This is a genomic window from Mycobacterium sp. 2-64 (assembly GCF_035918375.1).
Lineage (GTDB): Bacteria > Actinomycetota > Actinomycetes > Mycobacteriales > Mycobacteriaceae > Mycobacterium > Mycobacterium intracellulare.
In genome coordinates, this window is record NZ_CP142361.1 from 5,323,574 (window position 1) to 5,342,012 (window position 18,439).

The window sequence follows — 18,439 nt, forward strand, 5'->3', positions numbered from 1 at the left end:
TCAGCCGACGATCGCGGGCATGGAGTCCCAGCCCCGGACGGTCGAAGTGCGCGAACGACGCGCGTTGTCCATGTCGATGGTCCACTCGGGAAATCGCTTGAGCACCTCCTCGAGCGCGACGCGGCCCTCGAGGCGGGCCAGTGGTGAGCCGACGCAGAAGTGGGCGCCGCGACCGAAGGTGAGGTGTCCGCCAGGCTTACGGCGGATGTCGAACCGGTCGGGGTCCTCGAAGTGCCGTTCGTCGCGATTTGCCGAGGCGAGCATCAGCAGTATCGCGCTGCCGGCCGGCACCATCTGCTCCTGGAACGCGACATCCTCGGTCGCGACGTAGCGCGCGACGTGCGGCCCGGGCGGCTCGAAGCGCAGCAGTTCCTCGATCGCCGTCGGGATCAGGGAGTGGTCTTCGGCGAGTTCCTTGCGTTGGTCGGGGTGTTCGGCCAGGACCTTGCCCATCCACCCGAACAGCCGACCGGTGGTCTCGACGCCGGCGCCGGCGACGACGGCGAGGAAGATGACCAGCTCTTGCTTGGTCAACTTGCGCGTAGTTCCGGTTTCGTCGTCGAATTCGACGTTCAGCAGCTCGGTGATCAGGTCCTCGGACGGGTGCTTCTCGCGCCACTCGACGTATTCGCCGAACATCTCGCCGGTGAAGTAGTGCTCCTTGTCGACGTGCATAGGCTTGCCGGCTTCGTTGCGCAGCACCGCGTTGGCGTGGGCGCGCACCGCGGGCTGCTCGGAATCCGGGATGCCGGCGAGCATCCCGATCGTTTTCATCGGGAGTTCTGCCCCGAGGTCCTGGACGAAGTCGAAGCGTTCACCGCCAACCAGCGGATCGAGGCAGGCGGTGCAGAACGCGCGCACCTTGTCCTCGATGGCGCGCATCTTCTTCGGTGTGAATGCGCGCGACACGATGGCGCGGTGGATGGTGTGCACCGGGGGATCTTCATTGATGAAGACGCCTGCCGGGATCATCGGATCTGTGAGCACGACTTCGAGGATGTCGCCCTTGGCCGAGCTCAGGCGAGTGGTGTCCTTGAGCGCCGCGTCGACGTCGGCGTAGCGGCTGATGCCCCAGAAGTTGTGCCGCTCGTTGTAATAGAGCGGGGATTCGTCGCGAAGCCGGCGATACGTCGGGTAGGGGTCGAGGTCGATCTCGACATCCCAGGGATCGTAGTACAGGTCGTCCATCTGCTGCCTCCAAAGTTATTGCCGAGCGGCGCGATTCGTTTGGCATTCGGCCTAGATGACGGCACCGCCGTTGACGCCGATCACCTGGCCGGTGATGTAGCCCGCGGCGTCGGTGCACAGGTAGGAGCACAATCCGGCGACGTCCTCGGGCGAGCCCAGGTGGCCGGCGGGAATCGCCCGCGTCAGGTACTCGGTCGGCGGCAGCTTTTCCAGCCGCTGTTGTTCGCGCAGCATCGGGGTGTCGATCGCGAATGGCGGAATGGTGTTGGCGGTGACGCCTTTTCCGGCGTAGTCCCGCGCGACGGTCTTCGTCAACGCGATCACCCCGCCCTTGGTGGCCGAGTAATGGCCCTGACGTGGCGCGCCCTGTTGGCCGGCCGCCGACGAGATGGTGACGATGCGCCCCCATCCGGCGGGGACCATGTCCGCGAGGCCGGCCTGCAGGCTCAGGAAGGTGCCGGTCAGGTTCACCGCGAGGAACCGATTCCACTCTGCCAGGGTGATCTGGTCGAACCGCGTGAACCCGCCGATGGCCGCGCTGGTCACCAGGATCTCGACGGGGCCGAACTGTGCTCGCACCGTGTCGAACGCGGCGTGAACCGACGCTTCCTCCGATACGTCGACACCGGCCGCGACGGCTTTGCCTCCCGCCTCGTGGATTTCGGCGACGACCTGGGTGGCTGCCTCCTCGTTCAGATCAAGGACGGCCACCCGGTGCCCGTCGGCAGCGAGCATCGTGCAGATCGACCGACCCAAGCCCGATCCGCCGCCGGTCACCACCGCCACTCGGCTCATCTCAGACACGCTCCTTGCCGCACCGACATTGGGTGGGTGCTGTACGAATGTACAGCGATACGTACGCCGTAGACAAGGCGGCCGCATTTCGCTGATGTTGTACAGTCGTATTGCGTCTGTTGCCGGTCGCGACGATGGGAAGTGGTGTTGTGGACGACAGGTTCTCGATGCAGGGGCGGGTTGCCGTCATCACCGGCGGCGGCACTGGGATCGGCCGGGCTTCGGCACTGGTCCTGGCCGAATACGGCGCCGACGTCGTGCTCGCCGGACGGCGGGAGGAGCCGCTGAAGGCCACGGCCGCCGAGATCGAGGTACTGGGACGGCGGGCACTGGCCGTGCCGACCGACGTGACCGATGCCGCGGCGTGCCAGTCCCTCGTCGATACGACGCTGGCCGAATTTGGCCACCTGGATGTGCTTTTGAACAATGCCGGTGGCGGTGAGACCAAATCCCTGATGAAGTGGACCGACGACGAGTGGCATCGGGTGCTGGACCTGAACCTGTCCAGTGCGTGGTATCTGTCGCGCGCGGCCGCCAAGCCGATGATCGCCGCGGGCAAGGGCGCCATCGTCAACATCTCGTCCGGCGCCGGCCTGTTGGCCATGCCCCAGGCGCCGGTGTATGCCGCCGCGAAGGCCGGGCTGAACAACCTCACCGGCTCGATGGCCGCGGCCTGGACCCGCAAGGGCGTGCGGGTCAACTGCATCGCCTGCGGCGCCATCCGCACGCCCGGCCTAGAAGCCGACGCAGAGCGTCAGGGCTTCGACGTCAACGTGATCGGACAGACCAACGCCTCGGGTCGCGTTGCCGAGCCGGATGAGATTGGTTACGGGGTACTGTTTTTCGCCTCTGATGCGTCCAGTTACTGCTCGGGTCAGACGCTGTACATGCACGGCGGGCCCGGCCCCGCAGGTGTCTGAGACACAGGCGAGACGCGAGGTCTGCTGGGGTTGTAACCACAGATCGGATTCCAACCGAGGCGATCTACCTCGTCGCTGAGGTTCACCACCGTTCGGCGGGGACGTCTTCGATCGTCAGCGGACGGGCGTAGGAGGGATCGGTGCGGTCCCACTTGCCCTTGATGAAGCCCTTGACGGCGCCCGATGCCATCACCGAGGAATCGCCGCTCATCATCCACTCGAGGGTGCAGCGGCGCAGCGCGATCTTCCAGACCCCGTCGCGGCGCTCGAGGCGATCGAGGTAACGGCCGCCCATCAGCGACACGATCTTGCCGCCCTTGGCCCGCATCGCCCCGATGACATAGCTCTCCGCATGGGCTTCGTCGCCATTGATCTCACAGGTGTGGGTGGTGATGTTGTGCAGGTGGTCCTCGAAGACCATGCTGTGCGCGTTGTTGGCCCAATCCCCGTATTCGGGGCCGAGTTTCACGGTCGGGCCGTGTTCGTCCACGCCGTCCTCGAAATAGACGCTGCCCATCAGTTCCGTGTCGTGGCGGTCATGCCCACGGGACTGGTTCATCACGCAGTCGAGGATGGCGGTGCGATCCTCGAGGTACTGCACCCGCTGCTGCAGTTGCTTGAGCTCGTCGCCGTTGGTCATGACGGTCCTTCCGCTGAAGTAATGGCTTCGCTGTACATCTGTATAGCACACCGTGGGGTCGACCTCATCAAGGCGGGCGTGTTCGTTCAGGACGGCTGGCCTCGTTGTGATCAACCTGCGAGAGGCCGCGTGTTCGACTACGCATGCCGGGACACGGACTACGCACTTTCAAGGGCGCGAAGGACTGCCTGGACACGCGAAGCTCATGCCGTGCGACCCGGACCGGCATGAATTTTCCACCATTCCTCGCCGGCCCGTTCGGGTCCGCCCTTCAACTATCGAGGAGACGAAGATGAGCCTGGCGCACGCCTCAGACGCCCGGATGGCCCCGGCGGACGAGTTGGTGCCGTCGCGCTACGCGGTGCGGGTCGGCGAGATTGACGTGCTGGTGATCAGCGATGGGGTGCTACCGATAACCACCTCGACGTTGGCCACCAACGCCGACCCCGCCGCGCTGGCAGGCTGGCTGGGCGATAACTTCCTGCCGCCTGAGGTGGTCGACTGGCCGCTGAACGTGGTCGTGGTGCGTAGTGGTGACCGGACCATCCTGGTCGACGCCGGGCTGGGGCTGGAGTTCCCGGACTTCCCGCGGGCGGGGCAAACGGCGAAGCGACTGGAGGCCGCGGGTGTCGATCTGGCATCCGTGACCGACGTGGTGCTCACCCACCTGCACATGGATCACGTGGGCGGGCTGCTCACCGAAGGGCTGAAGGACCGGCTGCGTCCGGACCTGCGGATCCACGTGGCGGCCGCAGAAGCCGATTTCTGGGAGGCGCCCGACTTCTCCCACACCACCATGCCGGAGCCGATACCGGACGTGCTTCGCTCGGTCGCCTCGCGATTCCTGGACGAGTACCGCGACCGGCTCCAGACGTTCGAGACGGACTACGAGGTGGCGGCGGGCGTGTTCGTCACCCGCACCGGCGGTCACACCCCCGGGCACAGTGTGGTCCGCCTGGCTTCGGGCGGCGACCGGCTGACATTCGCCGGTGACGCCGTGTTCCAGGTCGGATTCGAAAACCCCGAGTGGCACAACGGATTCGAGCACGACCCCGAGGAGGCGGCCCGCGTTCGGGTGCGTCTCCTGCGGGAGTTGGCCTCGACAGGCGAGTCGCTGGTGGCCACCCACTTGCCGTTCCCGTCAGTGTGCCGGGTCGCGGTCGCCGGCAACGTCTTTCGGTGCGTACCGACCGTCTGGGATTACTGACCGCTCCCGGGTGGTCGCGCCATTGTCGCTGCCGGACTAGGCTATCGCGGTAGCGTCGGCCGACACACGAAGGAGGCGCTCGCATTGACCGACATCATCAACGACGCTTTCTCCCGCCGGGTGTTCATGCGGGGCGCCGCGTTATCGGTGCCCGTCGTGGGCGCCGCGCTCGTCGTACCCGCCGCGTTGGCCGAGCCTTCGGAGTGCAGCGATCCATCCGGCATGGTCGGCAACTGCGCGGTGCAGCTACCCCAGGAATTCACCTCGACGAGTTTCAGCACAACGGCCATCGCCGGAGGTACGAACTACTCGATTCTGTTCAGCACCAAGATCCCGAGAGGCCCGCTCGTACCTTCGGGCGCCACCGGTTACCGCATCCGCAGCGGCAGTGTGTCGGGCACGAAGCAGGACGGAACCCCGTTCCGCCTGACACCAGGGATCGGCGAGGTGGGACCACGGGTCCTCGGAGCACGTTCGGCGTCATCCCTCGGCTTCGCGCTGGATGTGCCGTGGAATGCCGACCAGCTCGTGCGTTCGTTCCTGTACGCCTACGAAGTCGAGTTCTTGACCGGGCTGACCGGAATTCAGACCTGCCCGTACACGACCACCATGACGCTCGCGGACAACGGGATGACCCTCGGTGGTGTCGGCTCGGTGACGTTTTCCCAGCCGAGGCTTACCGATTGCGGCGAGGCACCACCGCCTCCAGAGTGAACCAGTCGCACAGCTTCCGTCGCTATCCCGCTGCTCGGGTTTCGGAACCAGGGATGGTCCTACCCTTGACGAACTTCCACCGCTCAACCAGTGCGTCGCCGAAAACATCGTTCTGCCAATAGAATTCGATGGACATTAGTACTTCGAGTATGATATGACCCGGCTGTTCGCGATTGAGGCCAGGATTGGGGCCGGCACCTATGGGGTGCAATTGGTCGGCGCGCCCCACCGCGGCATGGGCCGCAAATACGTCGCGCAGCTTCTCGACCGAGCCGCGGGGCCCGCGGCACCGGCCGTAAACGATCTGTGGGCCGACAAGGGTAATCCCTTGCCGGCCCACAGATTACGTAAAGATCAGACCGCGGTCACTCCGGTGGCCTGGGGGCCCTTGGCGCCCTGTCCTACCTCGAACTGAACCCGCTGATTCTCCTCCAGTGAGCGGTAGCCACCGCCCTGGATCTCGGAGTAGTGGACGAAGACGTCCGCACTGCCGTCATCGGGGGCGATGAAGCCGAAGCCCTTTTCGCCGTTGAACCATTTCACGGTTCCTTGCGTCATATCTCTTGTACTTCTTTCGTTTACTTTCGCGAATGCAGAACACATTCACCCTTCAGCCTACCCCACAATTGGAGTCCCTGAATCCGTCTTCTACGGCGGCGCCGCGCCGGGGGCCCCCACCGGACGAGATTTACGCGTCGATCATCACCGTAGGTTGCCAACCTGCGTGGCGGTGGACGACTCCTTTACGCGCCGCTCGACGCGATGCCAATCGACCGGCTACGGCGTGAAGGCCATGCGATCACGGCTCCGTTGCGCACACAGCTCGCCACCCCGTCAACGCCCCCCGGGTCGGTTGGCGTGGTTGACGCGACGGTGTTAGCGTAGCCACCGTCGCTGACTCGGAACCCGAGTTTCGCTTCGGTTGGCAGCCATCTTCTCGCGTCAACCGGGCTGTCCGGCGTCTGACTGAACGCAACGAAAGCTGGGGGAACGCACGCGGTGTTTCGAGTGTTGAGACGGTTCTGGATCCCGCTGCTGCTGGTGGTGGTCGTGGCACTAGGCGCGTACGCGATCACCCGCATCCGGGAGTCCACCGGGCATCACGGCCCGAATCTGGCGGAGGGATCCGGAATTACCGCGAACTTCAATCCGAAGCACATCCGGTATGAGGTCACCGGGGCGGGTGGGACCGCGAATCTCAACTACCTCGATGAGAACGGACAACCCCATCTCATCGAAAACGCCCCGCTGCCCTGGTCTTTCACGATCGTGACGACGCTGCCGTCGATGTCGGCCAACATCCTGGCCCAGGGCGATCGGGGCACCCACGATCTTCGGTGTCAGGTGACCGTCGACGGTCAGGTGCGTGACAGCAGGACGAGCACCGACGCCATCAAACCGTTCATCTACTGCTTGGTGAAATCCGTATGAGCAACTTGCACACGAAGCCGCACCGCCCGTTCGTTGGTCGGATGGTCCGGATCTTCTCGTTGCCGATCATCGTGTTCTGGGTGCTCGTCGCGGTGGGCCTGGGCGTCTTGACCCCGTCGCTCGATGCCGTCGCGGCGACGCGTTCAGTGCCTATCAGCCCCACCAATTCGGATTCGTATCGGGCGATGCTGCACATCGGCAAGGTGTTTCAGCAGTACGATTCCGACTCCACAGCGATGGTCGTGCTGGAGGGCAAGGACAAGCTCGGCGACGCGGCGCACAAGTTCTACGACAAGATCGTCGCCAAGCTGGAAGCCGATCATCAGCACGTGCAGAACGTCCAGGACTTCTGGAGTGATCCGCTGACCGCGGCGGGCTCTCAGAGCGTGGACGGCAAATCCGCCTACGTGCAGATCTTCCTCAATGGCCCCCAGGGCACGACGCCCAGCCACGAGTCGGTGGCAGCGGTGCGTGACATCGTTGCGTCGGTACCAGCGCCGCCGGGTATCAAGGCCCATGTCGCCGGTAATACCGTGCTCAATGCCGACACCAGCGTGGCAGGGCACCAAAGCATGGCGATCATGGAGCTGGTGTCGGTCGGCGTCATCATTGTGATGCTTCTGATCGTCTACCGCTCCGTGGTGACGATGCTGGTGTCCATGGTCATCATCGGCCTGGAACTATTTGCCGCACAGGGCATTACGGCCACGGCGGGCAACCTGAACATCATCGGCTTGACCCCGTACGCGGTGAGCATGGTGACCATGCTGGCCTTGGCCGCCGGGACAGATTATGTGATCTTCCTACTCGGGCGATATCACGAGGAGAGATCGAAAGGCCTCGATTCCGAAGAGGCGTTCTATGTCGCCTACAGCGGTGTCTCGCATGTCATCCTGGGTTCCGGGCTGACCATCGTCGGTGCCTGCTTGTGCCTCACCATGACCACGCTGCCCTACTTCCAGACCATGGGTCTGCCCTGCGCGATCGCAGTTGGGGTGATCATCGCCGCAGCCCTGACGCTGGCGCCGGCGATCCTGACGGTGGCATCGAAGTTCGGTCTGCTCGACCCCAAGCACAACGTGGTCTCCTCGCCGGGTTGGCGCAAGGTCGGCACCTCCGTGGTTCGCTGGCCCATCCCGATCGTCCTGGTGACCTGCGTGATCGCCGTCGTGGGTTTCGTCGCCCTGATGACGTATGTGCCGCAGTACAACGACCAGAAGTTCACCCCCGCCGATATGCCCGCCAACCAGGCCATGGGCGTCGCGGACCGGCATTTCTCCCAGGCCCGCATGAACCCCGAGCTGTTGATGCTCGAGGCCGACCACGATCTGCGTACCCCCGCGGACATGCTCGTGATCGAAAAGGTCGCCAAGAATGTCTTTCGCATGCGGGGCATCGATCGGGTGCAGACCATCACCCGCCCGCTGGGCGCGCCGATCGAGCACAGCTCGATCCCCTTCCTGCTTGGTGCGCAAAACGCCGGCACTCTGCAGGCCGCGAAGTTCAACAACGACAACTCGGCGCAGATGCTCGAACAGGCCGACGAGATGAGCCGGACCATCGCCAACATGCAACGCATGTACACCATCACCAAGGAGATGACCGAAACCACGCACAGCATGGTTGGCAGGACCCACGAGATGGTGGACACCACCAACGAATTGCGGCAAAGCCTCGCCGATTTCGAGGATTTCTTCAGACCCATTCGCAGCTACTTCTACTGGGAAAAGCACTGCTACGACATCCCGATCTGCTTTTCACTGCGGTCAGTCTTCGACACCCTGGACGGAATCGACGCCCTCGCCGACCAAATACAAGGCCTCACCACCGATTTGGATCGGTTGGATCATTTGCTGCCGCAGATGTTGCCGGTGCTGCAGAACACCATCACCTCGATGACAAAGATGCGCGACTTCATGATCGCGACCCATAGCACCCAGGCCGGCACCCAGGCCCAGCAGCAGGAGCTGGCCAAAGGCGCGACGGAGATCGGCCTGTACTTCGACCAGGCCAAGAATGACGACTTGTTCTATCTGCCACCGGACGTGTTCGACAATCCCGACTTCAAACGTGGCATGAAGATGTTCATGTCGCCCGATGGCAAGGCAGTCCGGATGATCATCACCCACCAGGGCGACCCGGCCTCGGTGGAGGGTATCGACCATGTGCGGGGCCTCAAAGGTGTTGTCGCAGATGCCCTCAAGGGCACCCCGCTGAGTAATGCCAAGGTCTCACTCGCCGGCACGGCATCGCTGTATGCCGACATGCAGGACGGCGTCGTCACCGACCTCATGATTGCGATCATCGCGGCGATGATCCTGATTTTCGCGATCATGCTGTTGATCACGCGCAGTGTGGTGGCCGCCCTGGTGATCGTCTGCACCGTCGCCGCATCCTTGGGTACCGCGTGTGGTTTGTCGGTGCTGCTCTGGCAGGACATCCTGGGGCTGGGCGTGCAGTGGATCGTGATCCCGTTGTCGATGGTGATCCTGCTGGCAGTGGGTTCGGACTACAATCTCCTCGTGGTCTCGCGCTTCAGGGAAGAGATACACGCCGGGCTCAACACGGGCATCATCCGTGGCATCGGGGCGACCGGACGCGTCGTCACCGCGGCCGGCCTGGTGTTCGCCTTCACCATGATGGCGATGATCGTGTCCGACCTGCGCGTGGTCGGTCAGCTCGGCATGACCATCGGCATCGGCCTGGTGGTCGATACGTTGATCGTGCGGGCGTTCATGACCCCCTCGATTGCCGCCGCGCTGGGCCGCTGGTTCTGGTGGCCGCTCAACACCTTTGAGATCACCAGGCATGGCCGTGGCGGACCCGAGCCAACTCCGGTCGACGACGACAACACTGCGCCCCTTGCGACAGCGAGGGCGTGAGAGCCGTGACCGAGTCTGGCAAGCTGGCGGCGGGGTTGGTCGCCGCGGCGGAATGCTTGTCAGACACGGAATCAAAACTGCGCCAACGCACCCAAGGCCGGCTCGATCGATCCCGCGATCCCGCGATCCTCGACGCCGCGCTGGCCGCATTAGCCGAAAACGGTTACAACGACACCAATATGAACGATATCGCCGCGCGAGCGGGTGTTGGTAAAGCGGCGATATACCGCCGCTGGGCGTCGAAGGCCGCGTTGATGACCGATGCGCTTGTGTATTGGCGGCCCGACCTCATCGACGACGATGCCCCGGACACAGGCAGCCTTGCCGGTGACTTCGACGCGGTGGTTGAACGTGTAGCGCGCGCCGATGACGACCTGATCTCCAGCGATCTGGTGCTGCGAGTGGCGATGGAGGCGATGCACGATCAGCAGCTCGCATCGGCCCTCGACGAGTTGATGCTGCTCAAGGGCAGGCGCGTGGTGACGGCCATCCTCCGACAGGCCGCCGCCCGCGGCGAGGTCGCACCCGACGGGGACTGGACCCTTATCGCCGACACCTTGACGGGAATGGGGCTGATGCGGGTCATCAGCGGTCAAACCGTCGACGCGAAGTTCGTCCGCAGAGTCATCGACACGCTCATCCTGCCTGCCGTCTGCGCGGCGAGCACCAAGGATGGTGGCGGGAGCGCAAAGTAGCGCCTGTTCGACCAACGACTGTAGGTTCTCAAACTCCGTGGCGGGCGGCGGTGCCTCTACCGGCAAGTTTGAAGAGTTCTCAACAAAATGGCGGACCCGGTTTTCTCATCTTCATGGCGGATCCGAGAACCAGACGGTGGTGCCGAAACTAGGCAACTTCGTCTATCTAGGAATCGCGCCGCCGTCATGCGGCAACCGGCGCCACGACATGCCGTGAGTGCAATAAGGGCGTCAGCTCCGGTGAACTCTTACAGGAGCGGTACACCGACGAACCACGCTAGTCGCCCATGGCGAGGTCAGGCCATATGTGGTGAGTATGCCGAAATCTGCTGTTCAGCCTGGTATCTGCGTGCGATCGCCCAGTGTGGGGTCGCCAAGCGTTAGGTAAAGCGCTTGATCAGCGGCAGCGGCAGTACCCGCATGAGTTGCACCATCGGCCCCCATGGCCACCAGGGCACAGCCGCCCGTCCCGGCTCGCGCTCGATCGCCGAAACCAACGACTTGACCCCAATCTCGTTGTCCACCATGAACATTGTGGTCTGTGACTTGGCGGTCATCTCCGACTCGATATAACCGGGCTCTATCACCGAAACCTTGATCGGCCCACGCGCATACTCGGCGCGCAACGCTTCGCCCAGCGAACTCAACCCAGCCTTGCTGGCCGCGTAAGACGCTTTCACGCCCGGCACTCCCCTGACGCCGAGCACCGAGGAAATCAACACCAGGTGCCCCGATCCCTGCTCATGAAACATCTGCAGCGCGGTCTCGATCTGCACCAGCGCCGCCACCAAGTTGGTCTCGAGAGTCGCCTTATTCGCCCACAGTTTGCCCGATCCCAGGCGCGCACCCTTGCCGATGCCGGCGTTGACGATCACCCGGTCGATGCCGCCGAGTGCATCCGACAGCTCCTCGAACACCTTCGGCACCTGCTCGTGATCATTGACGTCCAACGCTGCGATGGCAACATTTACATCAGAATGTTGCTGCACGAGCTCAGCTTTGAGATCAGCGAGCCGGTCGGTACGCCGAGCGCACAGTGCCAGGTCGCGCCCTTTGGCCGCAAACGCGCGAGCCATACCGGCACCCAGGCCGGAACTCGCACCGGTGATAAGGATCTTCTGCCGAGTCACGTCCGCAGTATAACCTCTTGAGCGAAAACGACTTTGGCTGGTTCGCTGATAATTTGATTGTCGGCGGCTGCCATTGCAGCTTCAGGCGAGGTCACTCATGAGCTCTTCACCTCGAGAGCCGGACCTGCGGCGTATCGCTTCGCCATTTGGCTTTGCGTCCGTTTGCGGGGCACCACGGGCTTCAATGCCGTTGATCAACATATGCATTGCCGTAGCGGGGGGCAACGTCACCCCGCCACGGCAAAGTTCCAGCATGCCGGCCGAGCCCCTCGCCAGTGGCAGCGGTAGCAGGCGCGGACACCGAGATGAAAACGGCGTCACTTCATCTCCGTTTGGAAGTCGGTTCCGAGCCGGCGACCTCGCGGCCGATGAGCTCCTTCATGATCTCCGTCGTGCCGCCATAGATAGTCTGCGCTCGGGTGTCGACATACGCTCGGGCAACAGGGTATTCAAGCATGTAGCCATATCCGCCGTGGAGTTGCAGACACCGGTCGATGAGGCGGTGTTGAAGCTCGCTGACGTACCACTTGCCTTTTGCCGCATCAACTGGTGAAAGTTCGCCCGCGTTGAACGCTTCTACCGATTTGTCGACGTAGGCTTCCGCGATGTCGAGTTCCGTTGACATCTCAGCCAGTTCGAAGCGGACGTGTTGCTTCGCGGTCAGCGGCTGACCGAATGCCTTGCGCTGTCGGCAATACTCGACCGTGAGGTCGAATATTGCGCGTGTGGTCGCGATAGCCTGTGCCGTAACACCTAATCGCTCGCGCGGCAAATGGCTCATCAAGTATTGGAGGCCGCTGCCTTCCTTGCCGAGCAGATTTTCGACTGGAACGCGGGCGTCGTCGAAGAATAATTCGGCAGTGTCTTGGGCCGGTAGCCCGATCTTGTCCAACTGGCGTCCGTGTCTGAATCCTGGTGTGTCGCGCTCGACTACGAACAAGCTGAAGCCTCGCGAGCCCGCCTCTTGATCGCTGCAAGCGGCTACCACGATGAGGTCGGCCATGATCCCACTGGAGATGAACGTTTTCTGCCCGTTGAGAACCCAGTGGTCACCGTCGCGGCGAGCACTGGTGCGAATCCCTCGGAGGTCGCTGCCGGCACCCGGTTCCGTCATAGCGAGGGCGCCGATCAATTCACCGGAGGCGAAGCCCGGCAACCAACGTTGTTTCTGTTCCTCAGACGTGAGATCGAGGAGGTAGTGCAGCACGAGGTCGTCTTGGAGGCTGATGGTCAAGCCGAACGACAAAGCGTTGATTCGGGCGATCTCCTCGCAGACCACCATTCGGTAGCGGTAGTCGTGTTCACCGGCACCCCCGTACCGTCCGTCCACTTCCAGTGCGTAGATGCCCGCTTTGGCTGCGTGGACGAACACGTCGCGGTCGATCCGGTGAGCTCGGTCCCAATCGTGCTGGTGCGGGACCACTTCTCGGGCTAAGAATTCCTTGACCGTTTCGCGGTAGGCCTCATGGTCAGGGCCGTAGAGCGTTCGGCGCACAGCCTAGAGCCTCTCGATGATCGTGACGTTGGCTTGACCGCCGCCCTCGCACATCGTCTGCAGTCCGTAGCGGCCGCCGGTTCGCTCGAGCTCGTGCAACAGCGAGGTCATCAAGCGGGCGCCGGTGCAGCCGATGGGGTGACCCAACGCGATCGCTCCACCGTTCACATTCACGCGATCCGGGTCGGCCTCGAGTTCTGCCAGCCAGGCGAGCACCACCGGAGCAAACGCCTCGTTGATCTCGACGAGATCGATGTCGTCGATCGAGAGTCCCGTTCGCTTGAGTGCGTGTCGGGTGGCCGGGATCGGAGCCGTCAGCATCATCACCGGGTCGGCGCCACGCACGGACATGTGGTGAATTCGGGCCCGCGGTGTCAGTCCGAACCGCTTGACAGCGCTTTCCGACGCGATCAGCAGTGCCGCCGCCCCGTCGGAAATCTGGCTGGCCACCCCCGCGGTCAGCACTCCGCCCTCAACCAGGGTCGGCAAGGCCGCCATCTTCTCCAGTGAGGTGTTGGCGCGGGGCCCCTCGTCCACCGTGACGCCCGCGTACGGCGTTATTTCCCTTGTGAATCGGCCGTCGGCGATAGCTGCCACGGCGCGCTGGTGGCTGGTTAACGCAAATTTCTCGTTGTCCTCGCGACTCAACTTCCACTGACTGGCGATCATCTCCGCACCGCGGAACTGTGAGATCTCCTGGGTGCCGAACCTGGCCTCCCATCCCCGGCATCCGGTCCATGGATCGCTCGCGCCGAACGGCTCACCTGCGCCGAAAGCGCACAAGATCGGATACTGGCTCATTTTCTGCACGCCGCCCGCGACGATCAGATCAGAAGTTCCGCTCATCACCGCCTGCGCGGCGAAATGCACGGCCTGCTGAGCGGATCCGCACTGGCGGTCGATCGTGACGCCGGGAACCGACTCTGGCAGGCCAGCCGCAAGGGCCGCTGTCCGCGCGATGTCGCCGGCCTGGGAACCGATGTTGTCCAGGCAGCCCAAGATGACGTCATCGATCGACTCGGGGTCGATGTCGTGTCGATCGACGACAGTACGAATCACGTGGGCGGCCATGTCGGCCGGGTGCTCGTCAGCGAATCCACCACCGCGCTTACCCACAGGTGTACGAGCTGCGTCAACGATAAAGGCTTCAGTCACTCCTATAATTTAACATAGACTCAAAAAAAGCTGAACCTGTCCCACTCAGTCCATTCAAGTGGGCGGAGTGGTTCCTCAGCGTGTACCGGGTAGGTCTTGAGCACAGATCTCGTGCGAAAACCGAAACGAGTGACGAACAGCGCCAAGACACTTGGGCTTCTCGCCGGAGTAAGTCCAACACTGGCGCGCGGTGGCGGTCCGGCGGTTTGACCCCGCCACAGCCCAGGTCGAAGCCCCAACGGCGCGGCCGCCTTTCAACCGCATACACGGCGAGACTGGACGACGTCACGCATCACGAGCAGGAACCCTTTTATTGGGCGTAGCACCCGATCACTTCGACAGTGCCGACATCGCCGTTGACCCGTACTTGCGCACCGTCGGGGATGCGGTTGGTGCCGGTTTCGGTACCGCACACGCATGGTATGCCGATCTCGCGGGCGACGATCGGGCCGTGGCTGAGCATGCCGCCGTGATCGGTTACCACCGCCCCTGCCACCAGGAACAGTGACACCCAGGATGGGTCGGTGGTTTCGCACACGAGAATGTCACCGTCGTCGATGTCTACGTCGCCGGGGTCACGCACCACCCGCGCCCGCCCCTCGGCAATGCCGCCGCTGGCGGCCACGCCGGCCACTATCCCTCCGACGTCGAGCAGTTCGCCGGTAGCCGTTGCGAGTTTGGTGATATCCGGGCTGCCGGACCATGCCTTGGGCAACCGAATGCCTTGACGTTCGGCGTACTGCGCCACCCGATCGGCGACCGCAGCACGCTGATCGCCGGAGATTCCAGCCACCAGGTCGTGATACGAGAGGTGAAAAACGTCCTCAGAGTCGGCGATGATGTCGCGTTCGACGAGCAACGCACCGAGCCTCCGAGCCGTCGCACGGGCCACGTCGTAGGTGAGCAGGTAACCGGCTTTACCCTGTTCCCGCAGAGCCAGGAAACGGGCCGCCAGTTTGACGATCATCGCAATAAGGCGACGCTTGAATCTAGGAGTCGCGGCCAACAGTTCGGCGAGCGCCCGCTGGCGGGCGGCCGCTTGCGCGGCGCTGCGGTTGCGTGGTGCACGCGGGCTTCCGGCGTCAATTGCCCGATAGTCGTCAAGGCGCGCCAGGACGGGAGCTGGGTTCTCGCGCCACGTGACGCCGATCAACTGCCCCTCGTTGGGGCCGTGGTAGCCGTGCCGGTCCGTGAATTCACCGACCGTTATCTGGTTGTGCGCCAACGCCCACAGATCGTGTGCGACCTCGTTTTCATCGGAACCGACGCCGGAGAGCAGTTGTGCTTCCAGTCCCGGCTTACCGGCGGCGGCAGCAGCAGCAGCGACCTTCTCAGCGATCGAGGAACTGACCATCGCAACGCCCATGTGAATCTTCATCATGTCCTCGAAGCGGCGGCGCGAGTCGGCAAGCACTGCCATGCAACCGTTTTCGTCGAGGTTGGCGATCCTCGAAAGCTGATCGAGCCGCCATGTTCGGAGCTTGGCGAACATCGTGTTATGCCGCTTGGGGGTGCGCAGCATCCAGCGCGGGGCTTTCACGATGATCGCCGGGTAGCGCTTCCGGCTGTTCTCGTCGACGGTCTCAGGCCGGGCATACCCGAAAAGCTGCTGCTCGACAGCATTTGCAGTAGTCCCCGGCATCACATTGGCGATTTCGCGGAATTTGTCGATATTCCCCGCGCCCCAACCGGAGAACACCGTGAGGAAGCAGTCCTCAACATCCTCGGGCACCCGCAGCTCGTTACGGGCGAAGACCCCCAGGTCGACGAAAAGACGCCGGAATGACATCTCCATCGGCTCAAACGCGAACGTCATGCCGAACAAGGTGAACACGCCGGGAAAAGCCTCGGCAATGTTGCCGGTGGTCCACCGCACCCCCGGACGCGGATCAACCGTGTCCAGCGTCTTGAGCATGTCGCTTACCCGCGTCACCTGGCAATCCCCCGCGCAGCGTGCTGCTGAATATTTCGGAACGTCAACATACATTTCTCGGCGACGAAACCTGCTGCGGTAGAAGGCATCACCTCAGTCATCCGGGCGGGCAACGGCGGGGATTTTCGATCGAAGGCGCTCATGGTCATTGCCTTTTCGTCAGGCCGCTGGCGAGCGCAGCGTTGATTGAAGTGCCGACGGGCGCGGTTCCTAATCGAGCGTTGTTGCTGATTTCGAAATCGCAGATCCCCCAACGGTCGGCGCCGGGCAATCGGACGTCGCAGATGGAGTCGACGTAGTAGGCGTTGTGCAGATGGGCCACGACGGCGTCGACGGGTTCGGCCCGAAGCTCGAAGACATCTCCGTCGGGCATCCACCAGCGGACTTCGCCGCCTCGGTGCGTTAATCCATCGGGCTCAAGAAACGTCACGGCGTCAACGTCAGCCGCGTAGTTGACCTCTCCGTCGCGGACGAGGTAGCCGACCCTGACCATCGACTCGTCGGCGGCATGCCAGATGATTGAACCGAAAGACAGGTCCGGGCCAAAGGTTCCAGAGATCCACCGGTGGCTCTTCAGGGTCATCGTCTTGCGTAAACCCCACGAGTGGTCGCGATGGTACATCCCGTCAACGTCGAAACTCCGGCCATCGATACGGGCGCTACCGCGGATACGTCCCGACGTCTCGTAGTGGTCCTTGGCGAAATCCTCAGTCATGCTCCCCTTGGGTGGGAAGAAGTCGGTCAACGGATAGAAGTTGTCCATGCGCAAGTCGACGTGCACGCCGGGTTCATTGATCACCAGCCTGGGTGCTCCCGCGTCGACATGCCACTCCGAGCCGCCGGAGCGAAATCCACGTGGTGATGCGGCCGGCTCGAAGGGAAGTTGAAAATCGTTGCGACGAAAGCGGATGCCCTCGGTGGTCGCCACGAAACAGTGCAGCGCCGACCGGCCACCGTCCGGTCGGTTCGGTTCGTGGCCGATCCGGCTGACTCCGCCGATCCCGGCGGCGCGGTCATACCAGTGCACGAACACACTTTCCTGCCAGTCGGGGTCGTCGCTGACGGGCTCGTGGCTGCCCTCGTCGTCGTAGGAATACTGCTTGCTCATCCTCCGCGTCATCCGTGTTTCTTCAAACGGGCGCAGACTTCGAGGTTCCTGTGCTGTCCGAGTTGTGTGTCCGCGGGGTCGAGGATGAGGGGCAGGATGTCGCAGACACTGACCCAGGTGGCCCCAGCCTCCACGTATTGCGCCACCTGATCCGCGACGGAGGCCGGGGTGCCGTATACGAATGATTTCTGAGCCATCTCATGTGTTGTGCGGTTGAGCACACCGTCGATCTCGGCGTCGGTCCATTGAACCGGGAGCAGTTTGATGGCGTAATGCCAGCCCCTCGGCAACGGCGGTTCGATTCCCTCTGCGTCCCATGCGCTTTGGTCGACACGACCGAAGACTCCTGCCATCCAGCGCATCAGCGGATTGTCTAATGCCTGTTCGAGGAGTTGCTCATCTTCATGGATCAATGACATGAACCAGATGCCGAATTCGAAGGCTTCCGGGTCACGTCCTTTTCGCTCCAAGTCGGTCTTCAGCGTGGTAACCGTTTGAGCCCACGTATCCACGCTCGGGGCGACGCAGGGCACGATGGCAGAAAATCCGTCGGCGTACGTGGTGGCGAGGTCGAGAAGCTTTGGGCCTCCGCCCAACGCCCAGACGGTAGGTCGGTGACCACGCGCTTCACCCAGCCAGGCGTTTTTGAAAGTCCAGTGATTGCCTGCCAAGTTGACCGGTCCGTCGGTATTCCAGAACGCGTCGAAGGCCTTGAACTGATCTTCGAGACGTTCTAGACCCTCTGACCTCCGCCACCCAAAGGGTGTTATCTGTTTGGCCTCGCCCGCTCCGATCATGATCTTCGCGCGACCTTCAGTGAGGTTGGCCAGAGTCATCATGGTTTGTGTCAACTCCGCAGGCCCGCGCCGGATGGCGTCGGTGCTGATCGTCATGCCAAGGCCGGGAGCCTTCGCCGCGAGGTAGGCGCTCATCGCGAACGCGTCGCAGTACGAGTCCAGGTCGGGCACGACCGACGCCATGGGGGTATTGCCGGGGCACCACAGCTGTCGCGGCCAGAAATTGGTCATCTGGTCCCAGACGAGCAGTTCGTCGACGGCGCCGCTGTCCAAAGCGGCCCCGGCGGCCTGCCCGAAAACCGCTGGGGGCGTGTAGCGATCACACGAGAATGCCAGCGCAGTGGTCACA

General features: G+C 63.2%; 16 protein-coding genes. 6 read left to right on the forward strand and 10 right to left on the reverse strand.

The features are described from left to right. Entirely contained in the window at positions 1–1,188 is a 1,188-nt protein-coding gene (locus QGN31_RS25055; RefSeq protein WP_014383606.1) for a cytochrome P450, read from the reverse strand. A 51-nt stretch (positions 1,189–1,239) separates the two neighbouring features. After that, positions 1,240–1,983 carry an SDR family NAD(P)-dependent oxidoreductase gene (locus QGN31_RS25060; protein WP_009952105.1) on the reverse strand — a complete coding sequence of 248 codons (744 nt, stop codon included), beginning with the start codon at positions 1,981–1,983 and terminating at the stop codon, positions 1,240–1,242. Positions 1,984–2,132: 149 nt separating this feature from the next. On the opposite strand from QGN31_RS25060, the gene QGN31_RS25065 reads away from it, so the two are divergent. Next, positions 2,133–2,903 carry an SDR family NAD(P)-dependent oxidoreductase gene (locus QGN31_RS25065; protein ID WP_014383605.1) on the forward strand — a complete coding sequence of 257 codons (771 nt, stop codon included), beginning with the start codon at positions 2,133–2,135 and terminating at the stop codon, positions 2,901–2,903. 82 nt (positions 2,904–2,985) lie between these two features. Here QGN31_RS25065 and QGN31_RS25070 read toward each other — a convergent pair whose 3' ends face one another. Further along, entirely contained in the window at positions 2,986–3,543 is a 558-nt protein-coding gene (locus tag QGN31_RS25070) for a nuclear transport factor 2 family protein (protein WP_014383604.1), read from the reverse strand. A gap of 292 nt (positions 3,544–3,835) precedes the next feature. Between QGN31_RS25070 and QGN31_RS25075 the strand changes: the two genes are divergently transcribed. Beyond that, positions 3,836–4,750: an MBL fold metallo-hydrolase gene (locus QGN31_RS25075; protein ID WP_014941104.1), complete on the forward strand. Its 915-nt coding sequence runs from the start codon at positions 3,836–3,838 to the stop codon at positions 4,748–4,750. Between the two features lie 84 nt (positions 4,751–4,834). After that, positions 4,835–5,464 (forward strand): hypothetical protein, encoded by a 630-nt coding sequence (locus QGN31_RS25080; protein ID WP_008262709.1) that lies wholly within the window; start codon positions 4,835–4,837, stop codon positions 5,462–5,464. A 354-nt stretch (positions 5,465–5,818) separates the two neighbouring features. Here the strand turns inward: QGN31_RS25080 and QGN31_RS25085 are convergent, their stop codons facing one another. Then, on the reverse strand, positions 5,819–6,022 hold the full coding sequence (locus QGN31_RS25085; protein ID WP_009952110.1) for a cold-shock protein: 204 nt from the start codon (positions 6,020–6,022) through the stop codon (positions 5,819–5,821). A 450-nt stretch (positions 6,023–6,472) separates the two neighbouring features. Between QGN31_RS25085 and QGN31_RS25090 the strand changes: the two genes are divergently transcribed. The 3 genes from QGN31_RS25090 to QGN31_RS25100 are packed head-to-tail and all read left to right on the forward strand — an operon-like array spanning position 6,473 to position 10,472. Continuing rightward, the gene (locus QGN31_RS25090) at positions 6,473–6,895 is read left to right on the forward strand and encodes an MmpS family transport accessory protein (RefSeq protein ID WP_014383602.1); all 423 of its coding nucleotides are present in this window, start codon (positions 6,473–6,475) and stop codon (positions 6,893–6,895) included. Beyond that, entirely contained in the window at positions 6,892–9,777 is a 2,886-nt protein-coding gene (locus tag QGN31_RS25095) for an MMPL/RND family transporter (RefSeq protein WP_043954287.1), read from the forward strand. Before QGN31_RS25090 ends, QGN31_RS25095 begins: the two co-directional genes overlap by 4 nt. 5 nt (positions 9,778–9,782) lie before the next feature. Next, positions 9,783–10,472: a TetR/AcrR family transcriptional regulator gene (locus QGN31_RS25100; protein ID WP_014381579.1), complete on the forward strand. Its 690-nt coding sequence runs from the start codon at positions 9,783–9,785 to the stop codon at positions 10,470–10,472. Positions 10,473–10,852: 380 nt separating this feature from the next. On the opposite strand, the gene QGN31_RS25105 is transcribed toward QGN31_RS25100, so the two are convergent. The 6 genes from QGN31_RS25105 to QGN31_RS25130 all read right to left on the reverse strand — a co-directional run bounded on the left by QGN31_RS25105 (position 10,853) and on the right by QGN31_RS25130 (position 18,438). Continuing rightward, positions 10,853–11,602 (reverse strand): SDR family oxidoreductase, encoded by a 750-nt coding sequence (locus tag QGN31_RS25105; protein ID WP_014941098.1) that lies wholly within the window; start codon positions 11,600–11,602, stop codon positions 10,853–10,855. Positions 11,603–11,924: 322 nt separating this feature from the next. Then, complete coding sequence (locus tag QGN31_RS25110) at positions 11,925–13,097, reverse strand: acyl-CoA dehydrogenase family protein (protein ID WP_014941097.1); 1,173 nt, start codon at positions 13,095–13,097, stop codon at positions 11,925–11,927. A 3-nt stretch (positions 13,098–13,100) separates the two neighbouring features. Then, positions 13,101–14,252 (reverse strand): acetyl-CoA C-acetyltransferase, encoded by a 1,152-nt coding sequence (locus tag QGN31_RS25115; RefSeq protein ID WP_043954285.1) that lies wholly within the window; start codon positions 14,250–14,252, stop codon positions 13,101–13,103. Positions 14,253–14,562: 310 nt separating this feature from the next. After that, positions 14,563–16,167 (reverse strand): PEP-utilizing enzyme, encoded by a 1,605-nt coding sequence (locus QGN31_RS25120; protein ID WP_014941095.1) that lies wholly within the window; start codon positions 16,165–16,167, stop codon positions 14,563–14,565. A 163-nt stretch (positions 16,168–16,330) separates the two neighbouring features. Beyond that, on the reverse strand, positions 16,331–17,293 hold the full coding sequence (locus tag QGN31_RS25125; protein WP_014941094.1) for a DUF7065 domain-containing protein: 963 nt from the start codon (positions 17,291–17,293) through the stop codon (positions 16,331–16,333). Between the two features lie 8 nt (positions 17,294–17,301). Beyond that, positions 17,302–18,438, reverse strand: coding sequence for an LLM class flavin-dependent oxidoreductase (locus QGN31_RS25130; RefSeq protein WP_014941093.1), 1,137 nt, complete (start codon positions 18,436–18,438; stop codon positions 17,302–17,304). Between the last annotated feature and the right edge of the window lies 1 nt (position 18,439).

What these genes read in the sequence shown, in the direction of transcription:
- QGN31_RS25055 (WP_014383606.1), bottom strand. Translation starts at nt 1,188, where the DNA reads ATGGACGACCTGTACTACGATCCCTGGGATGTCGAGATCGACCTCGAC.
- QGN31_RS25060 (WP_009952105.1), bottom strand. Translation starts at nt 1,983, where the DNA reads ATGAGCCGAGTGGCGGTGGTGACCGGCGGCGGATCGGGCTTGGGTCGG.
- QGN31_RS25070 (WP_014383604.1), bottom strand. Translation starts at nt 3,543, where the DNA reads ATGACCAACGGCGACGAGCTCAAGCAACTGCAGCAGCGGGTGCAGTAC.
- QGN31_RS25075 (WP_014941104.1), top strand. Translation starts at nt 3,836, where the DNA reads ATGAGCCTGGCGCACGCCTCAGACGCCCGGATGGCCCCGGCGGACGAG.
- QGN31_RS25085 (WP_009952110.1), bottom strand. Translation starts at nt 6,022, where the DNA reads ATGACGCAAGGAACCGTGAAATGGTTCAACGGCGAAAAGGGCTTCGGC.
- QGN31_RS25095 (WP_043954287.1), top strand. Translation starts at nt 6,892, where the DNA reads ATGAGCAACTTGCACACGAAGCCGCACCGCCCGTTCGTTGGTCGGATG.
- QGN31_RS25120 (WP_014941095.1), bottom strand. Translation starts at nt 16,167, where the DNA reads ATGCTCAAGACGCTGGACACGGTTGATCCGCGTCCGGGGGTGCGGTGG.
- QGN31_RS25125 (WP_014941094.1), bottom strand. Translation starts at nt 17,293, where the DNA reads ATGAGCAAGCAGTATTCCTACGACGACGAGGGCAGCCACGAGCCCGTC.